The sequence below is a fragment of the Azohydromonas lata genome (genome assembly GCF_034427735.1).
GTDB classification, from domain to species: Bacteria; Pseudomonadota; Gammaproteobacteria; order Burkholderiales; family Burkholderiaceae_C; genus Azohydromonas; species Azohydromonas lata.
Genome location: NZ_JAXOJX010000011.1, coordinates 69,447 through 87,486 on the forward strand (window position 1 = coordinate 69,447; position 18,040 = coordinate 87,486).

17 protein-coding genes are annotated in these 18,040 nt (G+C 68.9%); 4 read left to right on the forward strand and 13 right to left on the reverse strand.

All coding sequences use genetic code 11. From position 1 onward, the window contains the following. Positions 1 to 130 precede the first annotated feature (130 nt). Genes SM757_RS09160 through SM757_RS09170 form a run of 3 tightly spaced genes read right to left on the reverse strand, consistent with a single transcriptional unit; the run spans position 131 to position 4,049 of the window. The gene (locus SM757_RS09160; protein ID WP_322465188.1) at positions 131 to 2,218 is read right to left on the reverse strand and encodes an acetate--CoA ligase family protein; all 2,088 of its coding nucleotides are present in this window, start codon (positions 2,216 to 2,218) and stop codon (positions 131 to 133) included. A 20-nt stretch (positions 2,219 to 2,238) separates the two neighbouring features. Next, positions 2,239 to 3,027, reverse strand: a complete 789-nt coding sequence (locus tag SM757_RS09165) for an enoyl-CoA hydratase/isomerase family protein (protein WP_322465189.1) — start codon at positions 3,025 to 3,027, stop codon at positions 2,239 to 2,241. Positions 3,028 to 3,071: 44 nt separating this feature from the next. Continuing rightward, positions 3,072 to 4,049 carry a tripartite tricarboxylate transporter substrate binding protein gene (locus SM757_RS09170; RefSeq protein WP_157119148.1) on the reverse strand — a complete coding sequence of 326 codons (978 nt, stop codon included), beginning with the start codon at positions 4,047 to 4,049 and terminating at the stop codon, positions 3,072 to 3,074. 174 nt (positions 4,050 to 4,223) lie between these two features. On the opposite strand from SM757_RS09170, the gene SM757_RS09175 reads away from it, so the two are divergent. From SM757_RS09175 to SM757_RS09185, 3 genes are all read left to right on the forward strand, one after another. Further along, the gene (locus SM757_RS09175) at positions 4,224 to 5,012 is read left to right on the forward strand and encodes an IclR family transcriptional regulator (protein WP_322465190.1); all 789 of its coding nucleotides are present in this window, start codon (positions 4,224 to 4,226) and stop codon (positions 5,010 to 5,012) included. Between the two features lie 221 nt (positions 5,013 to 5,233). After that, the gene (locus SM757_RS09180; protein ID WP_066340371.1) at positions 5,234 to 6,190 is read left to right on the forward strand and encodes a Bug family tripartite tricarboxylate transporter substrate binding protein; all 957 of its coding nucleotides are present in this window, start codon (positions 5,234 to 5,236) and stop codon (positions 6,188 to 6,190) included. Positions 6,191 to 6,257: 67 nt separating this feature from the next. Beyond that, complete coding sequence (locus SM757_RS09185) at positions 6,258 to 6,764, forward strand: hypothetical protein (protein ID WP_407655746.1); 507 nt, start codon at positions 6,258 to 6,260, stop codon at positions 6,762 to 6,764. Between the two features lie 173 nt (positions 6,765 to 6,937). Here the strand turns inward: SM757_RS09185 and SM757_RS09190 are convergent, their stop codons facing one another. Further along, positions 6,938 to 7,720, reverse strand: coding sequence for an alpha/beta fold hydrolase (locus SM757_RS09190; protein ID WP_322465191.1), 783 nt, complete (start codon positions 7,718 to 7,720; stop codon positions 6,938 to 6,940). A gap of 173 nt (positions 7,721 to 7,893) precedes the next feature. On the opposite strand from SM757_RS09190, the gene SM757_RS09195 reads away from it, so the two are divergent. Next, complete coding sequence (locus tag SM757_RS09195) at positions 7,894 to 8,826, forward strand: LysR substrate-binding domain-containing protein (RefSeq protein WP_322465192.1); 933 nt, start codon at positions 7,894 to 7,896, stop codon at positions 8,824 to 8,826. Here SM757_RS09195 and SM757_RS09200 read toward each other — a convergent pair. The 9 genes from SM757_RS09200 to SM757_RS09240 form a co-directional block, all read right to left on the reverse strand. After that, on the reverse strand, positions 8,782 to 10,146 hold the full coding sequence (locus SM757_RS09200; protein WP_322465193.1) for an MmgE/PrpD family protein: 1,365 nt from the start codon (positions 10,144 to 10,146) through the stop codon (positions 8,782 to 8,784). The two genes, SM757_RS09195 and SM757_RS09200, sit on opposite strands and share 45 nt — an antisense overlap. Before the next feature lie 10 nt (positions 10,147 to 10,156). Beyond that, entirely contained in the window at positions 10,157 to 11,131 is a 975-nt protein-coding gene (locus SM757_RS09205) for a Bug family tripartite tricarboxylate transporter substrate binding protein (protein WP_322465194.1), read from the reverse strand. Between the two features lie 310 nt (positions 11,132 to 11,441). Then, entirely contained in the window at positions 11,442 to 12,767 is a 1,326-nt protein-coding gene (locus SM757_RS09210) for an MmgE/PrpD family protein (protein WP_322465195.1), read from the reverse strand. 1 nt (position 12,768) lies between these two features. Further along, complete coding sequence (locus SM757_RS09215) at positions 12,769 to 13,515, reverse strand: alpha/beta fold hydrolase (RefSeq protein ID WP_322465229.1); 747 nt, start codon at positions 13,513 to 13,515, stop codon at positions 12,769 to 12,771. A gap of 138 nt (positions 13,516 to 13,653) precedes the next feature. Further along, on the reverse strand, positions 13,654 to 14,637 hold the full coding sequence (locus SM757_RS09220) for a Bug family tripartite tricarboxylate transporter substrate binding protein (RefSeq protein ID WP_322465196.1): 984 nt from the start codon (positions 14,635 to 14,637) through the stop codon (positions 13,654 to 13,656). A gap of 89 nt (positions 14,638 to 14,726) precedes the next feature. Continuing rightward, positions 14,727 to 15,710: a tripartite tricarboxylate transporter substrate binding protein gene (locus SM757_RS09225; RefSeq protein ID WP_322465197.1), complete on the reverse strand. Its 984-nt coding sequence runs from the start codon at positions 15,708 to 15,710 to the stop codon at positions 14,727 to 14,729. A 99-nt stretch (positions 15,711 to 15,809) separates the two neighbouring features. Next, positions 15,810 to 16,337 (reverse strand): carboxymuconolactone decarboxylase family protein, encoded by a 528-nt coding sequence (locus SM757_RS09230; protein WP_174548645.1) that lies wholly within the window; start codon positions 16,335 to 16,337, stop codon positions 15,810 to 15,812. A 12-nt stretch (positions 16,338 to 16,349) separates the two neighbouring features. After that, a complete protein-coding gene (locus SM757_RS09235; RefSeq protein WP_322465198.1) occupies positions 16,350 to 17,150 on the reverse strand; it encodes an SDR family NAD(P)-dependent oxidoreductase in 801 nt (266 codons plus the stop codon). Then, entirely contained in the window at positions 17,150 to 17,998 is an 849-nt protein-coding gene (locus tag SM757_RS09240; RefSeq protein WP_322465199.1) for an amidohydrolase family protein, read from the reverse strand. The genes SM757_RS09235 and SM757_RS09240 overlap by 1 nt, the downstream gene beginning before the upstream one ends. Between the last annotated feature and the right edge of the window lie 42 nt (positions 17,999 to 18,040).

Sequence of the window (18,040 nt, forward strand, 5' to 3'; positions counted from 1 at the left end):
ACCCGGCCCCCAGGGCCTTGAGCGTGTTGATTCATGGCGGCGCGTGCCGAGGGCGCGCGCCGCAACTTTGGCCCCGGCGCCAGGCGCCAGGGCCTTGTGGTGACGGTCCGAGCGGTGCGGACCGCTTCGTTCAGCGCGCGAGCACGGCCACGCCGTCAGCGGCGCGCACGCCCTGGCCCTGAGGCAGCACGAACACCGGGTTGATCTCCGCCTCGGACAGCCGGTCGCCAAGCTGGGCCGCCATGGCGGAGAAGGCGACGATGGCATCCACCAACGCGTCCACGTCAGCCTTGGGCCGGCCACGGAAGCCGTCGAGCAGCGGCCAGGTCTTGAGCTCGCGCGCCATGGACAGCGCTTCCTCGCGGCTGAGCGGCCCGCCGGGCGGCAGCAGCCGCATCGTGGTGTCCTTGAACAGCTCAGCCGTGACGCCGCCCATGCCCAGCAGCACGGCCGTGCCCAGCGCGTCGCGGTGCAGGCCCAGGATCAGCTCTGCGCCACCCGCAACCATCTCCTGCACCAGGAAGCGCTGCGGCCGCACGCCGGCGCGGGCTTCCACTTGCGCGGCCATCTCGGTCAGCCGCACGCCGATCTGCTCGGCGGTCAGGCCCACGGCCACGCCGCCCACGTCGCTCTTGTGGGTGATCTCGCCCGACAGGATCTTCAGCACGACCCGGCCGCCCAGCTCGCGCGCGGCCTGCTCGGCCTCGGCAGCCGTCTGGACGACGACCTCGCGGGCGCAGGGCACGCCAAAGCGCGCGAAAAGTTGCTTGGCCTGCGCCTCGTCCAGCGAGCCGGCAGGGAAGTCGTCCGCCGGCACGGCGGCCGCCTGCGGCGCCTCGGCCACGGGCGCTTTCCACTGGCTGGCCTGCAGCATTCCGGCCAGGGCGGCCGTGCAGCTCTCGGCTGCGGCGAAGGCCGGCACGCCGCGACGGGTCAGCAGCGCGCCCACCTCGGGCGCATGCGGGCTGACGTAGGCCAGCACGGGCTTGTCCGACAGCGGCAGGCAGTCCTGGATGGCGCCGGCCATGAGCTCCGGCATCGCCAGGCTGGAAGAGCCCACGATCACCACCAGCGCGTCGTAGCTGGGGCTGGCCAGCACCGCCTTGATCGCGCCGCGCAGCAGGTCGGGCCGCAGTCCGGCCAGCGTCACGTCGATGGGGTTGCGGTCCAGCGCGGCGTGGTCGCCCGTCTGCAGCGCGCGCAGCGCGGCGGCCGTCTCGGCGTCCGGCGCCGGCGTCTCGAAGCCCGACACGCCCAGGCTGTCCGACACCAGCGTGCCGGCCCCCCCGGTGGAGGTCAGGATCGCCACGCGCTTGTTGCGCAGCACGCGGCCGGTGGAGAGCGCAGCCGGGATGTCGAGCAGGTCGCTGAAGGTTTGGGCGCGGATGACGCCGGTCTGCCGGAACAGCGCGTCGTACATGCGGTCGGCGCCGGCCAGCGCGCCGGTGTGCGACACGGCGGCCTGCGCGCCGGCCTCGGAACGGCCGATCTTGAAGGCGACGATGGGTTTGCCGGCCCGCGCGGCCCGCAGCGCCGCGGCGCGGAATTTCTCGGGATTGCGCACCGTCTCGACGTAGAGCGCGATCACCTTGGTGGCCTCGTCGTCCACCAGGTGGTCGATGAAGTCGGCCAGCTCCAGGTCCACCTCGTTGCTGGTGGAGATGAGCTTGGACAGTCCGATGCCCCGCGCCGCGGCGCGCGACAGCAGCGCGCCCAGGATGCCGCCGCTTTGCGACACCACGCCGATGGCGCCCACCGGGAAGTGCTCCATCTCCAGCGCACCGGTGGCCGACAGCACGATGTTGTCAGTGAGGTTCACCAGGCCGATGGTGTTGGGACCCAGCAGCCGCATGGAGCCGGCGGCGTCGATGAGCTGGCGCTGGCGCCGCGCGCCTTCCTCGCCGGTCTCGGTGTAGCCGCTGGCCAGCACGATGGCGGCGGCGCAGCCGCGCTGGGCCAGCTCGCGCACGGCCAGGTGCGCGCGCTCCGCACCCAGCAACACGATGCCCACGTCGGGCACCGCCGGCAGCGAGGCGATGTCGGGGTAGCAGCGCAGCTCGCCGATACGCTCGGCCTTGGGGTTCACGGGATAGATATCGCCCTGGAAGCCATGCTTGACCAGATACGACACCGGGCGGCCGGCGGTCTTGGTGGCGTCGGCCGAGGCGCCGATGACGGCGACGCTGTGGGGCTTCAAGAGTCGGGAGATGGCGTTCATGTCGGTACTCGGCGGGCAGTTCACTTGGCGGCGGATTTGGCGAGGAACGCCATGACGGATTCGCGGTGCTCGGTGCTCGTGTAGCAGATGCCCTGGGCCTGGCTACCCTGGGCAAAGACCTGCTGCGCGCTGAGCTCGAAGCTCTGATTGAGGATGGTCTTGCCCAGCGCCAGCGCAGTGGCCGAGCCCTGACTCAGCTCGGCGGCCCAGGCCTGCGCATCGGCCACCAGCGTTTCGGCGCTGACCTTGCGGTCCACGATGCCCAGCGCCAGCGCCTCGTCGGCATCGACCTTGCGGCCGGTGAAGATCAGCTCCTTGGCCCTGGGCAGGCCCACGCGGCGTGGCAGGAAGTACATGCCGCCGCCGTCCGGCACGATGCCGCGGTGGATGTAGGACCAGGTGAAGCTGGCCCACTCGCTGGCGATGATGAAGTCGCAGGCCAGCGCCGTGTCGGCACCCAGCCCCGACGCGGCGCCGTTGACCGCGGCGATCACCGGCTTGGGCATGGTGTGCAGCAGCGCCTGGGTGTGGTGCACGCGCTGCTGGCGGTGCCAGCCGTTGAAGGCGATTTCGCCGGCCGGGGCGCTCATGCGCCGCTCCATGCCGGCGATGTCGCCGCCGGCACAGAAGCCCTTGCCGGCGCCGGTGAGCACCAGGGCGCGGATCGCCTTGTCGGCGGACACGTGCTCCAGCGCCTCGATGAACTGGCTGCGCATGGCGTCGCTCATGGCGTTGCGCTTGTCGGGGCGGTTGAGGGTCAGCGTGGCGATGCCGGCGTGGACCTGCAGGTCGATGAGTTCGTTGGTCATGATGGAAATGCGTAAGTTCGGTGAGGGGAAGGCTGGCTTCGGGCTTACTCCGACTTGATGTTGTTGTCCTTGACCAGCTTGCGCCAGCGGGCCTCCTCGGCATGCACGTAGGCGTCGAGCTCGGCCGGCGTGCCGGCGCTGATGACGAGACCTTCCTGCTCGACCTTCTTGGCGAATTCAGGCGTGCGCGCGGCCTTCTTCGCCGCGGCATTGAGCCTGGCAATCACGTCGGCCGGGGTGCCGGCGGGGGCATAGACGCCGTACCAGCTCTCCACCACGTAGCCCGGCACGGTCTCGGCGACGCTGGGCACGTCCTTGAGTGCCGGGGAGCGCTCAGGGGTCGTCACGGCCAGCGCGCGCAGCTTGCCGCTGTCAACGAAGGTGGACACCGCAGCGGCGGTGCCGAAGATCATGTCTACCTGGCCGCCGAGCAGGTCCGTGATGGCCGGGCCGGCGCCGCGGTAGGGCACATGGGTCATCTGGACCTTGGCCAGGTTCGTGAACAACTCGCCGGCCAGGTGGGCCGAGGTGCCGTTGCCTTGGCTGGCGTAGGTCAGTTTGCCCGGCGCCGCCTTGGCCGCGGCAATCACATCCTTGACGCTCTTGTAAGGGCTCTCAGCCCGCACCACCAGCACGTTGGGGCCGCGGCCGATGAGCATCACCGGCGCGAAGCCCTTGTCCCATGCATAGGGCAGCTTGGGCTGCAGGCTGGGGTTCACCGCATGCGCGATCGTGGCCAGCACGAGCGTGTAGCCGTCGGCCGCGCTCTTGGCCACCGCATCGGTGCCGATGATCGTGCCGGCGCCGGGCTTGTTGTCCACCACGACGGGCTGGCCCAGTTCCTTGGCCATGCCCTGGCCTAACGTGCGGGCAATCAGATCGGTGCCGCCGCCTGGCGCAAACGGCACCACAAGGCGGATCGGCTTGTCGGGATAGGCTGCGAGCGCCGTACTCGTGGCCAGGGCCACGGTTGCCACAAAAGCACCCAGCCGTGCGAGGCCGGAACGCAAGGTCATCTGCATGGACGGTGTCTCCTGAAAAACGCGCCGACGTCGGCGTCGGCCTTGTTGGATACGGTGGAAAGCAAACTGCATGGCTCCCATCGATGCCGTGAAGGTTAGGTGGCACACTCGGCATTTGCACCACCGACTTTCCGGCAGGTGGAAATTGCCTGTCAGCTCAGAGAGAAGGACGCCATGGAAAAGCCCCAGGCAACGGCCGATGAAAAGCCCTCCAGCGCTGAGCGCAATCGCTCGCTGGAGCGGGGTGTGGAGATCCTTCGTGCCTTTCGGCCCGGGGCGGACCTGCTGGGCAACGGCGAGCTCGCCGAGCGCACGGGGCTCTCGCGCGCAACGGTGAGCCGGCTGACGCAGACCCTCATGGACTGCGGGATGCTGGAGCGCGACAGAAGCCGTCGGGCCTATCGGCTGGCCGCGCCGGTCCTGAGCCTGGCGCATGCCATGCGCACCGGATCGCCCGTGCTGGCCGTGGCGGGCCCGCTCATGCGCACCGAGGCAGAGAAACTCAAAATCAACGTCGGACTGGCGGTGGCAGACCGCGATGAGATGGTCTACCTGGAGTCCGTGCGCTACAGCCGCCGCGTGGCCTGGCGAAACGTGGTGGCCGGGCAGCGCGTGCCGATGGAACTCACCTCGTTGGGCCATGCCTGGCTTGCAGCGGCGGATGAACCGGTGCGCAAGCGGCTGCTCGCGCACTTCAAGGCCCGACGTCGCGGCGAATGGAGTGGCCTGTCACGCGAGATCACCCAGGCCGTAGCCAACGTGAAAAACGCAGGTTACTGCTGGGCCTCGTGGCAGCCACAAGTCGTGGCCTTGGCCACCCCTGTCGTGCTGGGCAAGCATCCCGTGCACGTGCTCAACATGAGCGTTACCGGCGAAGAGACACCTCAGGCCGTGGTGGATCGGCTGCACGAGCCGTTGCTGGCCCTCGCGAAGCGTCTGCAAGAAGGGATTTCGGCTGCCTGACCCGAAACCGGAGCGAGCCGTGCGCAGGCCTTGGTTGGGACATGCGAGCAAGCCGGCAAAGCGCGATAGGCCATAGCCTGCACGCATAACTGCTATCGATGCATCGTCCTGTTCTCATGGTGACGGGCTGTCCAGAATCAGCGCCATGACGAACGGGATGCCTCGCGGCGCCGCGCAGCGGTGCAGCACAGGGCATCGAACAAGACCCTGGAGACAGCCCCATGATCCGACGCACGTTGCTCGCAGCCACTCTCTGTGCCGCGCTGCCCCTTGCAGCTCATGCGCAGGCCAAGAGCACCCGCATTGTCGTGTCCTTCCCGCCAGGAGGACCGGTGGATTTCGTCGCGCGTGTCCTGGCTGAGCAGTTGGGCAAGGAGCTTGGCCAGACGGTGATCGTGGACAACAAGGCCGGTGCCAATGGCGCGATCGGCGCTGGCGAGGTGATGCGGTCCAAGGCCGATGGCAGCACGCTGTGGATCACGAGCGTGGGTGCCGCCGCCATCAATGCCTCGCTTTATGAGAAGCTGCCCTACGACACGATACGCGACTTCACGCCTGTCTCGGTCATCGTCAACAACGTCGAGCTGCTGGTGGTGAGCCCGGCCGATCCGGCCAAGGATGCTGCAGAGTTCATGGCCAACGCCAAGAAGTCCAAGAACCCGGTCACGCTGGCCTCGTCGGGTATCGGCAGCATCCCGCACCTGGCCATGGAACAGCTCAAGGACTCCACCAAGGTGGACCTGCTGCACGTGCCGTACAAGGGCGCAGCACCGGCCATCACCGACGTGATGGGCGGCCAGGTATCAGCCTTCTTCGGCGACATCCCGGGGCTGATCACGTTCGTGCGCAGCGGCAAGCTCAAGCCGGTCGGAATCGCCTCGACCAAGCGCCATCCGGCGCTGACCGAGGTGAAGACGCTGGCCGAGCAGGGCATTGCCAATGTCGACACCAACAACTGGTACGCGCTGTTTGCACCCGCCAAAACGCCTGCAGCCACGGTCACCGCACTCAACGACGCCGTGCGCCGAGCACTGTCCCAGCCCAGCGTGAAGGCAAAGCTGATGGACGTTGGCGCGGAGCCCGCGCCGTCCACCCCGGCGGAACTTGCAGCGCTGCTCAAGCGCGACACCGACAAGTGGGGCAAGCTCATCCAGGACAAGAAGATCAAGGTGGAGTGATGACGACTCGCTCCGTGCCCGGCCGCTGCCCTCGCGGCACAACGCCGAAGATCCACTGAGGCCGGCCATGTGGTTCGCCCGCTTCTCCTGGGACACATCGCAGCAGCTGTCGGGGACTTGTGAGCTTTCAGGCGCACGCGTCTACCGCTCGGAGGACGGCTCCGAGGGCTGCGCTTACTGGATGCAGGACGACCGCCCTGCCGCATTGGCCGCGGACGTGCCACTGGTGCGGTTGAAACCTTCGCTCGTCGTGCCCGGCGCTTCGGCAGGTGCCGACGCACCGTGGCACTACATCGTCGCGACGGATGTGCTGCCGCAGCACGAAGCCGACTTCAACGCCTGGTACGAGCAGGAGCACCTGCCCGGGCTCGCTGCCGTGCCCGGCACGGTACAGGCGGCGCGCTACGTCAGGGTCGAGGGCACGGGCCCGCGCTACCACGCCTGCTACGACCTGGCCGATCGGGCGGCCTTCAACAGCCCGGCCTGGCTCGCGGTACGCGGCACGCCCTGGAGCTCGCGCGTGAGGCCCTCGTTCAGGAACACGCAGCGAACGATGTACCAGCGCGTGGCTTGACGCAAGCCGCGCGCTTTCCCAGACCTTTCCTTCCCCACGGACCTTTCAGCGGAAGAGGCCTCACCATGACCACGCCCCCTGCATCATGACCTGTGCCGTCACCGGCTCTCTGTCGCATGGGGGTCGCGGACATGCTGCGCTCTTTCTCCTGGCTCGTAGAGTTTTGGTGGCAATCAGCACGTCTCGGCGGTCTCGTGCGTTCGAATCCAGCCCAGCACCGCGGCAACGACCTCATCCAGCCGCTCGGGCAGCAGCGCGTGGCCGGCACCGTTGATCGTCACGTTGGTGACGCGCTCGCCCAGGTATTCGCGCAGCACGTTCGCGTAGGCCGGCGGTGCGACCACGTCGTGCGACGCTTGAACATTCAGGATCGGTGCGTCGCCACCCGCGAAAAATTCGTCAACCGGCGTGCGCTTCTGCGCTGCGGTCTGCATGGCCATCAGGTGGCGGTCCCAGCCGGTCAGCCAAGGCCTGGCGTCGTTGCCCGGCGCGAAGAACACGCGCTGCAGCGCTTCCAGCCGGTCACGATCGGGCAGGCCAGGCTCGGCGCAGCGCTCGATCATGGCTCGCACCTCGGGAGGAATTGGCTGGGCCTGCATGCCCGCGGGCACCTTGCCCGCCGAGCCGGCAAGCAGGATCAGCCCGCGTACCCGCGCCGGATGGTCGCTCGCCAGGGTCCGCGCAATCCAGTTGCCGTGGGCATGGCCGACCACCCACACCGGCACGTCGGTTTCGCTGTGGATCACGGCGGCGATGTCGCCAGCCCAGTCATGCAGCGTCTTGCCCTCCAGCGGGCCGGTGCTGCCGCCATGGCCGCGTGGCTCGGGGCGCAGCACCCGGTAGCCTGCTTCGCACAGCGGCAGCGCCAGCTCTTCCATATCGGTCGCGCCACGGCCGAGCGAGGGCAACAACACGATCACCGGGCCACGGCCCTGCACGTAGACGAGGATCTCCACTGCATCGCTCATGCGTACGCGACGCTCTTCGGCAGGCCAGCGTTGCGCCGCGGTGGGACCGGCATGGGAAGCGTGTGGTGTCGTCATGGGTGTTCCTGGTTGAAGGGTAATGGGCAGGGGCAGGACGACAGAGGGCGCTGCGCACCCGCCCGCGCCTGCATGACGGAGGATTGATGGACCTGCGACAACTCAAGTACTTCGTGACCGTGGCCGAGGAGTTGAGCTTCATCCGCGCCGCCGAGCGGCTGCACATGAGCCAGCCTCCCCTGTCGCAGCAGATCAAGTCGCTGGAGGAAGAGCTGGGCGTCGAACTGCTTTACCGCACGCGGCGTGAGGTCAAGCTCACTGACGCGGGCCGCGTTTTCCTTTGCGAGAGCCGCGATCTGCTCGAACGCGCGCAGGCCGTGGCGCACCGCATGCGCCAGGCTGCCTACGGCGAGCAGGCGGTGCTGCGCGTCGGCATGGCCACTTCGGCGCTGTTCCACGTGCTGCCGCGGCTGCGGGAGCAGTTGTGCCAGCGGCTGCCAGGCGTGACGCTGGCGGTCTCGGACATGAATACCGACGAGCAGGTGCGCAGCCTCGTCGTCGACAAGCTGGACCTGGGCTTCATCCACGCGCGGCCGGACGTGCGCGGGCTCGCGCGGCTGAACGTGCTTGACGACAGCTTCGCGCTGGTGCTGCCCGCGGACCACCCGCTGGCTGGGCGGCCAGGATTGCAGCTTCGCGACGTCGAGTCCGAACCGGTCGTGGCGTTCTCGCGTGAGCACGCGCCGGCGCTGTTCGACGCGCTGATCGCCTCGTGCCAGCACGAAGGCTTCAGCCCGCGCATCGCCCACGTCGCGCGCCACCCGGCCAGCGTGCTGCACATGGTGCGGCAAGGCCTGGGGGTGTCCATCGTGCCGCGCGGCTATGCCGATGACGGGCTCCCCGGGTTGGCCTTTCACCACTTGCCGGCGACGGCCGGCCGGCTTCGAATCGACGCGATCTGGCGTGGCGCCAACCCATCGCCAGCCCTGCGCCGCGTGGTGGACGAGGTGCTGCGTGAGATGGGCCATGGCGGCTCAGGCGACGCGATGCACGACGGCGGCGTCCAGCAGGACGCGTAGAAGCGTGCGGTCCAGGCCTTCGAAGGCGGCCTGGACGCGCGAAGCGGCCGAGGCGTCGAGCAGCCCTTCCGTGAGGGTCCTGAACTTGGCTCGGATCGCCTGGGGGCGCTGTGGGTTCGAAGCGCTGCCGGACGGGTCCAGCACCTCGACCCGCTCGAGTCGGCCCTCGACGGTCTCGGCCTCGACCCAGCCGCAAAAGCGCGCCGGGTAGAGGGCATCGAGCGCCGGGTCGCGCACGATCTCGATGGCATTCGCCAGCGCGACGACCTCCGGGTCGGCCAGGCACGGCGCTTCGAATTGCGCCGGCAGCACCGCACCCTTGAGCAGCGCGGTGGCGATCGCGTAGCGGCCGCTCATCTGCGCATTCAGCGCCGTGCCGGGGCGGTACAGGTAGCCGCATTGCTGGTCCACGATGCTGGCCATGCCGGCACGCACCCTCCCTCGGCGTCGCCAGCGTGGACGCAGCGCGAGCGCGGCATCCACATGCGCATGCGCGCTGCCGCAGCAGCCGTGAGGCTTGAAGTTGGTGTGCGGTGCGTGCCAGTGCTCGCCCAGGCGATCAAGCAACTGGGCAGGATCGCTCTGGTCGGTGAACGTGGACAGCAGGCCGCCGTCGGCCGCCTCGTAGATCTGCGTCGGCCCGCTGAGTCCTCGCGCGGCCAGCTGCGCCGCCATCACGCCGGCCTGCGCGGCGCGCCCCGGGTGCAACCGCTTGGAATCGCTGCCGTCGGCCGTGAAGGCATACAGGCCGCAGGCCTGTGTGCCGGCCAGGCCCAACGCCCACGCGGTGCGCTGTGCATCCAGCCGCAGCAGCATGGCCGCGGCCGTGGCCGCGCCGAGCGGTCCGCAAACCGAGGTCAGGTGCCAGCCACGCTCGCGGGCGCGGGCCGGCCGCAGCGCCAGCGAGCTGCGGATGATGACTTCGTAGCCGGCTACGATCGCTGCCTCTATCGCCGCGGGCGCCGCGCCCACTGCCTCGCCGACTGCGAAAGCGGCCGGCAACACGACGGCGCCAAGATGCACCTTGGCGTTGTGGAAGTCGTCCACCTCGAAACCGTGCGTGGCCGCACCATTGACCAGGGCCGCATCTGCCGGCCGCAGCCGTGGCGCAGCTTCACCCCAGATGCGCGCCGCGCCGGTCGAGGGCGTGCCACCGTCGAGCGCCCAGTCGCGGATCGCAACAGACCAAGGCTGCACGGCACCGCTGAGCGCGCAACCAAAGGTGTCCAGAGACAGCAGCGCGACCTGGCGCTTCACGTCGGCAGGGATGTGCTCGGACCGCAGCCCGGCAATCCAGCCGGCCAGTGCTTGAGTGAGCATGGCAACCTCCTCAAGGATCGATGCGAATGTTGGCTGCCTTGACGACTTGGCCGACGCGGCGGATCTCGTCCTGGATCAGGCCCGCGAACTGCGCGGGCGTATTGTCCGCGGTCTCGAAGGACAGTTCGGCAAAGCGCGCACGTACCGTGGGATTCTTCACCGCCTGGTGCACCGCGGCGTTGAGCTTGGCAACCACCTCCTTGGACATGTTTGCCGGTCCCCACAGGCCATACCACGACAGCAGCTCGAAACCGGGCATGCCGCTCTCGGCGACGGTGGGAACGTCCGGCATGCTCGCCAGCCGTTTCGCGCTCGTCACGGCAACGGCCTTGAGCTTGCCGGCCTTGATGAACGGAGAAACGCCGGGCAGCGGCGAAACCGCCGCGGACACGTGGCCGCCGACCACGTCGGTCAACTGTGGCGCGGCGCCCTTGTAGAGCACGATCTCCATGTCCAGCTTGAGCTGGCGGTTGATCATCTCCTCGGTGAGGTGGCTAGTCGTGCCCAGGCCGGAGGTGGCCCAGGTCAACTTGCCCGGCTGGCTGCGCGCGCTCGCCGCGAACTCGGCCAGCGTCTTGCCCGGCACAGCCGGGTTCAACACCACGGCGAGCGGGACATAGCCCACCTGTGCAACCGGCGTGAAGTCCTTTTCGGCATCGTAGGTCTTGCGTCCGATGACCAGCGGCATGTAAACCTGGCTCGACGCGTTGAACAGCAGCGTGTAGCCATCGGCTGGAGCGCGCGCGGCCTCCTGCGAGCCGATCATTCCCGAGGCGCCGGGCTTGTTGTCGATGACGATGGGCTGGCCCAGGATGCGCTGCATTTCATCGGCAACGATGCGGCCGACCGTGTCAATCGAGCCGCCCGGCGTGTAAGGCACGATCATCCGTATCGGCTTGGCCGGGTAGCCCTGCGCCAGCGCCGGCCCAGTAGCCGACAGCAGCGCAAGGCCCAGGCCTGCAATCGCGCGGGACAGCAACTTCATCTCTTGTCTCCTGAATGCCGGTGGCGTGGCGCCTCGTGCGTGAGGCGGTTCAGGCAATGTAGGAAGGCGTGCGCAGGCTGTCCAAGACCGTCTTGCTCACACAGCAATAGGAAAGTCGAATCACCGAAGCGGCGCCCGGTCCAGGCCTGGCACGCTGCCTCCGGTGCATGCAGTCGTAACAATCCATCGGTGGGTAAGCTTCAGCGTGGACCCCAGCGCCGCGTATTCAAGCTTGATTTTCAGCGGCACGGACCCGATGCGCGCGATACGAATCCTGCTCAGATCCTGCAATCTCCATGGCCGCTTTCGTTCAAGTCGGGGAGGCACTCTGGTGCAGGTTCCAGATGCGCCCCAGCAGGGCTCGCGCCTCGGCCTCGCCGATGACGGGCGAGGCCAGTTCCAGCAGCTTGCCTTCAAGGTCGGCATCGGTCAGCGGCAGCTCCGGGTCGCCCTTGCGGTCCGGCTGCAGGTGCGTGAAGCGCCGGCCATCGCACAGCTGGACCTCGACGCGCGCCGCGCGGCGGCCGGGGAAGCCGGCCTCCACCTCGGGGTCCAGCGCGGCCGTGATACGGGTCATGAGCGCACGGGTGGCCGGGTCGTCCAGGCGAACCGGCTCGAACGCGGACAGCCGCACGCTGCCGTGCACCAGCGCGGTGGCCACCATGTAGTGCAGGCTGAAACGGGCTTCGCTGGCAGTCTGAGGATCGACGTGGCCGGCGATGTCCAGCGTCGGCTGGTAGACGCCCAAGTGCAGCCGCTCGATGTCGGCAGCCGCGAAGCCGTGCTGGCGTTGCAGCTCCAGCGCGCCGTCAATGGCCGGGAAGGTGTGACCACAGCCGATGTGGTTCTTGAACGTCAGTCGGGTGATGTGGAAGTCCTGCCCCAGCGTGGCGCCGACCCGGGACCAGTCCGGCCCGGTGCTCATCGCCTGGCCCAACCCGTGCTCGCCGTCGAGCAGGTCGAGCGAGCAACGCATGCCGCGCCCAGCCAACTGCGCGGCCAGCACGCCGGCCTCGGCAGCCCGGCCGGCATGCAGCGGCTTGGCCATGGTCTCCAGCCGGAACGCCTGCTGCAGGCCCGCGCTGAACGTGCCGGCCAGCGCCAGCGCGTGCGCAAAGCTCGCCTCGTCCAGCCCCAGCAGGCTGCCGGCCGCCGCCGCGGCGCCGAACGCGCCCATCGTGCCGGTGTTGTGCCAGAACTTGTAGTGCGGCCGGCCCATCACGACGCCGATGCGGGTGGACACCTCATAGCCCAGCACCACGGCGCGAAGGAACTGCGCACCCGTGGCGCCCACATCCTGGCCGGCGGCCAGCGCCGCGGCGATGGTGGCGGCGCCCGGGTGATACATCGCATCCCGGAAGCTGTCGTCCACCTCGGCGGCGTGGGCAGCCGTGCCGTTGACGAGCGCCGCGGCGCGGGCCGTGGCTGCACGCCCTTGGGCCAGCCGCGCGCGGCCGCGGTCCAGGTCCTCGCCCAGCGTCTGCTCCAGCAGACGCACGGCATCGGTGTCCAGCCCTGGGAACAGCGAGGCGTACCAGTCCATCACGGCACGCTTGGCATGGTGCAAGACTTCCTCGGACAAAGGTTGCTGCCGAGACTCGGCGGCATACCTGGCAAAGATTTCGGTGGCGTACATCTCAGGTCTCCTGCTGCAGGGGGTCGCTGGTCTCTTCCAGCCATTGGAGCAGCAACGTGTTGACGGCATCGGCCGCTTCGAATTGCACCCAGTGGCCGGCGTTGGGCACGACCCGGATGCTGCAGTCGCCGCGGCCGCCCGCGAGCAAGGGTGCCAAATGGGCCGGGTCCGCCGTGACGTCGTGTTCGCCCCAGGCCAGCAGCGCCGGCCCGTGGAAACGGGCCAGGCAGTCACGCAGCCCGCCTGCGCGCGATATCGGCTTGCTGTGAAACCGGGCCTTCAGGCAAGCGCTGGTGTGGATGCGCAAAGCCAGACCTTCGGCGCTGGCGGGATGGTGCAGCATGTGCACCCAAAGGTTGTGGCGCATCAGATCGGCCAGCGCCGCCATGTCACGCTGTTCATACGCTCGGCGCCAGGAGCGCTGCTCGCCGCGTGGCCGGCGCAGGGTTCCATGGCCGGCCGGGCCGAACAGGGCCAGCCTGGACACGCCGCTGCGCCACAGCGCCATATGCGCGGCCACCAGGCCACCGAATGAAAATCCCACCAGGTCAATGGGCGTGTGCGGCCCCAGCAGCGCGCCGAGCGTCTGGTGCGTCGCGTCGATCAGCGATCTCAGCGTGGGCTCGGATGGCAAGGCTGAACCGCCGTAGCCGGGCAGGTCCGGTATCCAGACCGCACGGTGCGCCGCCCAGGCCCGCACGTTGCGCGCCCAATGGAGCCACGACCCATGACCGCCGTGCAGCAGCACCAAGGGCTTGCCTTCACCGAAGCGGCGCCAGACAACCCGCCCTCCCTCGAAGGGGACTTCATGGCGCCGGGCCTCGCGCTCAAGCTCGGTGATGAAGGCTGTGGAGCGATCACCCTCGAAGGACATCGTCGGCATGCATCAGTCCAACTTGATCGCCTGGTCCGTGACCACCTTGCGCCACTTCTCCTCCTCGGCGCGGGCAATGCGTGCCGTCTGCGCGGGCGAGTCCAGCGTCAGCTGCATGCCCTCGGATGCCGCCCGCTTGCGAAAGCCTTCCGCCTGGGCAGCGCGCTTGAAGGCACCGTGGAGCTGATCGACGATGGGCGCAGGTGTGGCGGCCGGCGCGAAGACGCCGTACCAGACGTCGGCCTGGTAGTTCGGCACGCCGGACTCGGCGAAGGTAGGCGCCTCGGGCAGCATCGGCGAGCGTGCCGCGCCGGTGACTGCCAGCACGCGCAGCTTGCCGCTGGCGATGAAGGGCATGACGCTGGGCAGCGTGGCGAAGGCCAAGTCGATCTGCCCGCCGAGCAAGTCGGTCACCACAGGACTGGCGCCCTTGTACGGCACGTGCGTGACGTAGATCTTCGCGGTCGTCTTGAGCAGTTCCGCGGCCAGGTGCGTCGAGGTGCCGTTGCCCGCGGAGCCGTAGCTGAGCTTGCCCGGATGGGCGCGCGCCTGCGCCAGGAAATCGGCCGCGGACTTCAAGGGGCTGTCCGGGCGCACGACGGCCACGTTGGGCGCGCGGCCCAGCAGCACGATGGGCGCGAAGGCCTTGTCGAAGGCATAGGGCAGCTTCGGGAACAGGCTCGGCACGATGGAGAACGCGCTGGTGTTGAGCAGCAGCGTGTGGCCATCGGGCAGGCTCTTGGCCACGGTGTCGTTGCCGATGACCGTGCCCGCGCCCGCCTTGTTGTCCACGACGATGGGCTGCCCCAGCTCCTTGGCCAGCCCTTCGCCCAGCGCGCGCGCCACGTTGTCGGTGCCGCCCCCGGCGGGAAACGGCACAACCAGCCGGATCGGCTTGGTCGGAAAATCCTGAGCCAGGGCCCGGGGTGCGGCGCATGCCAGTGCGGACAGTGCGATTCCCGCCAGCCAGGTGCGGGCTGCAATGCTGTTCATCATGGGTTGTCTCCGGTCCGTGTTGCGTTCGCCGTGCCGGACGCTGCGCGGCCACGTGGCGACGGTCTGCGGCGCGTCGTGGCGGCTGACGTTCATTGCATCGTGATGGATTGGTCCTTGATGACCTTGCGCCACCGGGCCTCCTCGGCACGCACGAAGCGCGCCGTTTCCTGCGGGCTGTCCAGGGTCAGGACCAGGCCCTCGTTGCGGGCGCGCTGTTGGAATTCAGCCGTTTGCGATGCACGCTTGAACGCGCTGTGGAGCTGGAAGACGACGGCCGCCGGCGTGCCTGCCGGCGCAAACACGCCGTACCAGTTGTCGGACTGCGAGCCCGGAGCGCCGGACTCGGCGAAGGTCGGCACGTCCGGCAGCAGCGGGGACCGGGTCCCGCTGGTCACCCCCAGCGCCCGCAGCTTGCCGGTGGCCAGCAGCGGCGCGATGCTGGGCAAGGTGGCAAAACCGACATCGACCTGGCCGCCGAGCACGTCCGTGACCACGGGACCGGCACCCCGATAGGGAATGTGCGTGACGAAGACCTTGGCCGTGCTCTTGAGCAGTTCGGCCGCCAGGTGCGTCGAGGTGCCGTTGCCGGACGAGCCGTAGCTGAGCTTGCCCGGATGGGCGCGCGCCTGCGCCAGCAGGTCCGCAGCCGACTTCAGCGGGCTGCCCGCGCGCACGATCGCCACGTTGGGGGCGCGTCCGAGCAGCACCACCGGGACAAAGGCGGATGCGCCTGCGTACGGTAGCTTCGGCTGCAGGCCCGGCACGATGGCGAACGAGCTGGTCGTCAGCAGCAGCGTATGGCCGTCGGGCAGGCTCTTGGCGACCGCGTCGTTGCCGATGACGGAACCGGCCCCTGGCCTGTTGTCGATGATCACCGGTTGCCCCAGTTCCCGGGCGAGGCTGTCGGCCAGCGGGCGGGCAATCACGTCCGTGCTGCCGCCCGGAGCAAACGGCAGAACCAGCCGGATGGCTTTCGTGGGGAAGGCCTGTGCCCATGCCTGCTGCGTGAGCGCAAGCAGCGGCAGGCACAGGACACAGGTTCGGCGACGAAGGCCGCTGCGGGGGCTGTTCATGGTGTCGGTCTTTCGATAGCCAGGGCTTGGCGGCACTCCAGGACAAGCTGGAGCGCCCACCCGGCCTGGAAGGGCTGACGCGTCGGCGGCAGCCGGTGATCAGTGCGCGACGTTGAGCGCGACCAGGAAGCGCGACACCATGTTGTAGGCAGCCACCGTGGCCACCAGCTCCACGAGGCCCGTGGCGTCGAAGTGCTCACGCAGCGAGGCCATCACATCGTCCGGCACGACGATGTCACGGGTCATGCGGTCGGTGAGGTCGAGCACCAGCCGCTCCAGCGGCGTGAACGCATCCGGCAGGGCCGGCTGTCGCGTCCCGGCGATCTTGTCGGCCGTCACGCCCGCCCGCTCGGCGTGCGGCACATGTGCGTCGAATTCGAAGCCGGCGCCGTTGAGGACAGCCACGCGCAGGATCACCAGCTCGCGCAGGTCAGCCGGAATCCCGGTCTGGTTGCGCACGGCGGTGAGCATGCGCTCCCAGCCGGAAGCGATCGGTGCGCTGTTGAGCAGCACCTGGTACAGCAGCGACACGCGGCCGCGCTCGGCCATGATGCGGCTCTCGACTTCGGCAAGCTCGGCACGCGTGCCGGGCTGCACCAGTGGAACGCGGATGTGATCGTGGCTCATGCAGGCCTTTCCTCAGTCGCAACGCGCCGTCATGCCGCCGTCGACGACGATTTCAGTGCCGGTGATAAAGCGCGCCTCGTCACTGGCCAGGAACAGCACGGCGGCCGCCGTGTCGCGGCCATCGCCCATGAAGCCCAGGGGAATGCGCTTCTGGCGCTGCGCCAGCAGCGCGTCGATGTCGCCGCCCGTGCGCTGCTTGGCCAGCCGCGTCTCGACCATGGGCGTGTGAAGCTGGCCCGGCACCACCGTGTTGACGCGCACGCCCTGCGCGGCATGCTGCACCGCCACCACGCGGGAGAGCTGAATGATCCCGGCCTTGCTGGCGGCGTAAGCCACCTGGGCGCTGCCGGTCCAGCGCAGCCCGGAGGTCGAAGCGATGTTCACGATGGAGCCGCTGCCCTGGGCCAGCATCCTCGGCAGCACATGCTTGCAGGTCAGGAACACGCTCTTGAGGTTCACGTCGATCTGCAGGTCCCATATCTCCTCGGACAGCTCCACCGGGCCGCCGGCCGCGGAGCCCCCGACGTTGTTCACCAGCACGTCGATGCGGCCGAAGGCCTCGACACAGGCAGCGGCCATCGCGGCGATGTCCTGGCTGCTGGTGACGTCGCCCGCCCAGGTCTTGATGCGCGAACGGGCCTCGCCGGCGAGCTCCAGCGTCTGCGCCAGCCGCTCGGAGTCGCGGTCCACCGCCAGGACGCTGGCGCCTTCCTCGGCCAGGCGCACCGCGATGGCGCGGCCATTGCCCCAGCCTTCGCCGACGCAGCCAGCGCCGGTGACGATGGCCACCTTGTTGTCGAACCGTTGTTTCATCAGTTGTCTCCGAAGCGATAGAGGCGTTGGGGGTTGTCGACCATCAGTCGCTGGCGCTGGGCCTCGTGCGGTGCAATGGCGAAGATCAGGTCCACGAGCTGCCGCTCCACCGGTTGGGGGCCGGCGTGGTTGGGATGGGGCCAGTCGTTGCCCCAGACCACCCGGTCGCCGAACTCGGCCACCAGCGTTTGCGCGAAGGGCTGCGCGTCTTCGTAGGGCGGCCCCAAGCGCGTGATGCGGTCCATGCCGCTGACCTTGACCCAGAAGCGCTCGTCCTTCATCAGCCGCAGCAGCGCCTGGAAGTCGGGCTGCTGCACGCTCTTGGATGCGTCGATGCGGCCGATGTGGTCGATGACCACGGGCACCGGCGAACGCTTGAGCGCCTCGGCCATGTCGGTGAGCAGGCTGGGGTCGCCATGGATCTGAAGGTGCCAGCCCAGCGGTTCCAGGCGCTGGGCCAGGGCCAGCACGTCCTCAATGGGCGTGCGGTGGCCGAGGTGGCCCATGTAGTTGAAGCGCACGCCGCGAAAGCCCGCGGCATCGAGCCGCCGCAGCTCGGCGTCGGAAACGTCGGTGGGCAGCAGCGCGACAGCGCGGTAGGACTGTGGTCGGTAGGCCACCGCGTCTTCCGTGGCGCTGTTGTCAAAGCCGTGACAGCTGGACTGGACCACGACGCAGCGCTCCAGGCCCAGGCTGTCATTCAACGCCACCAAAGCTTCCTTGGGAGCGTCCTGCGCCGGCACGAAGGTGCCGCCGTTCGCGTAGGGAAACCGGTCCCGGGGGCCGAAGACATGGCAGTGCGCATTGCATGCACCGCGCGGCAGGCTGGGCAGGGATGAGGTCGTCATGGGCGCCAAGTCTGGGCAACGGCCGGTGCCTGGAATAGCCAG

Coding starts and splice junctions, on each gene's coding strand:
- SM757_RS09170 (WP_157119148.1), bottom strand. CDS start 4,049: ATGCAGATGACCTTGCGTTCCGGCCTCGCACGGCTGGGTGCTTTTGTG.
- SM757_RS09230 (WP_174548645.1), bottom strand. CDS start 16,337: ATGAGCCACGATCACATCCGCGTTCCACTGGTGCAGCCCGGCACGCGT.
- SM757_RS09195 (WP_322465192.1), top strand. CDS start 7,894: ATGGACCTGCGACAACTCAAGTACTTCGTGACCGTGGCCGAGGAGTTG.
- SM757_RS09160 (WP_322465188.1), bottom strand. CDS start 2,218: ATGAACGCCATCTCCCGACTCTTGAAGCCCCACAGCGTCGCCGTCATC.
- SM757_RS09240 (WP_322465199.1), bottom strand. CDS start 17,998: ATGACGACCTCATCCCTGCCCAGCCTGCCGCGCGGTGCATGCAATGCG.
- SM757_RS09200 (WP_322465193.1), bottom strand. CDS start 10,146: ATGCTCACTCAAGCACTGGCCGGCTGGATTGCCGGGCTGCGGTCCGAG.
- SM757_RS09175 (WP_322465190.1), top strand. CDS start 4,224: ATGGAAAAGCCCCAGGCAACGGCCGATGAAAAGCCCTCCAGCGCTGAG.
- SM757_RS09220 (WP_322465196.1), bottom strand. CDS start 14,637: ATGATGAACAGCATTGCAGCCCGCACCTGGCTGGCGGGAATCGCACTG.
- SM757_RS09185 (WP_407655746.1), top strand. CDS start 6,258: ATGTGGTTCGCCCGCTTCTCCTGGGACACATCGCAGCAGCTGTCGGGG.
- SM757_RS09235 (WP_322465198.1), bottom strand. CDS start 17,150: ATGAAACAACGGTTCGACAACAAGGTGGCCATCGTCACCGGCGCTGGC.
- SM757_RS09165 (WP_322465189.1), bottom strand. CDS start 3,027: ATGACCAACGAACTCATCGACCTGCAGGTCCACGCCGGCATCGCCACG.
- SM757_RS09225 (WP_322465197.1), bottom strand. CDS start 15,710: ATGAACAGCCCCCGCAGCGGCCTTCGTCGCCGAACCTGTGTCCTGTGC.
- SM757_RS09180 (WP_066340371.1), top strand. CDS start 5,234: ATGATCCGACGCACGTTGCTCGCAGCCACTCTCTGTGCCGCGCTGCCC.
- SM757_RS09210 (WP_322465195.1), bottom strand. CDS start 12,767: ATGTACGCCACCGAAATCTTTGCCAGGTATGCCGCCGAGTCTCGGCAG.
- SM757_RS09205 (WP_322465194.1), bottom strand. CDS start 11,131: ATGAAGTTGCTGTCCCGCGCGATTGCAGGCCTGGGCCTTGCGCTGCTG.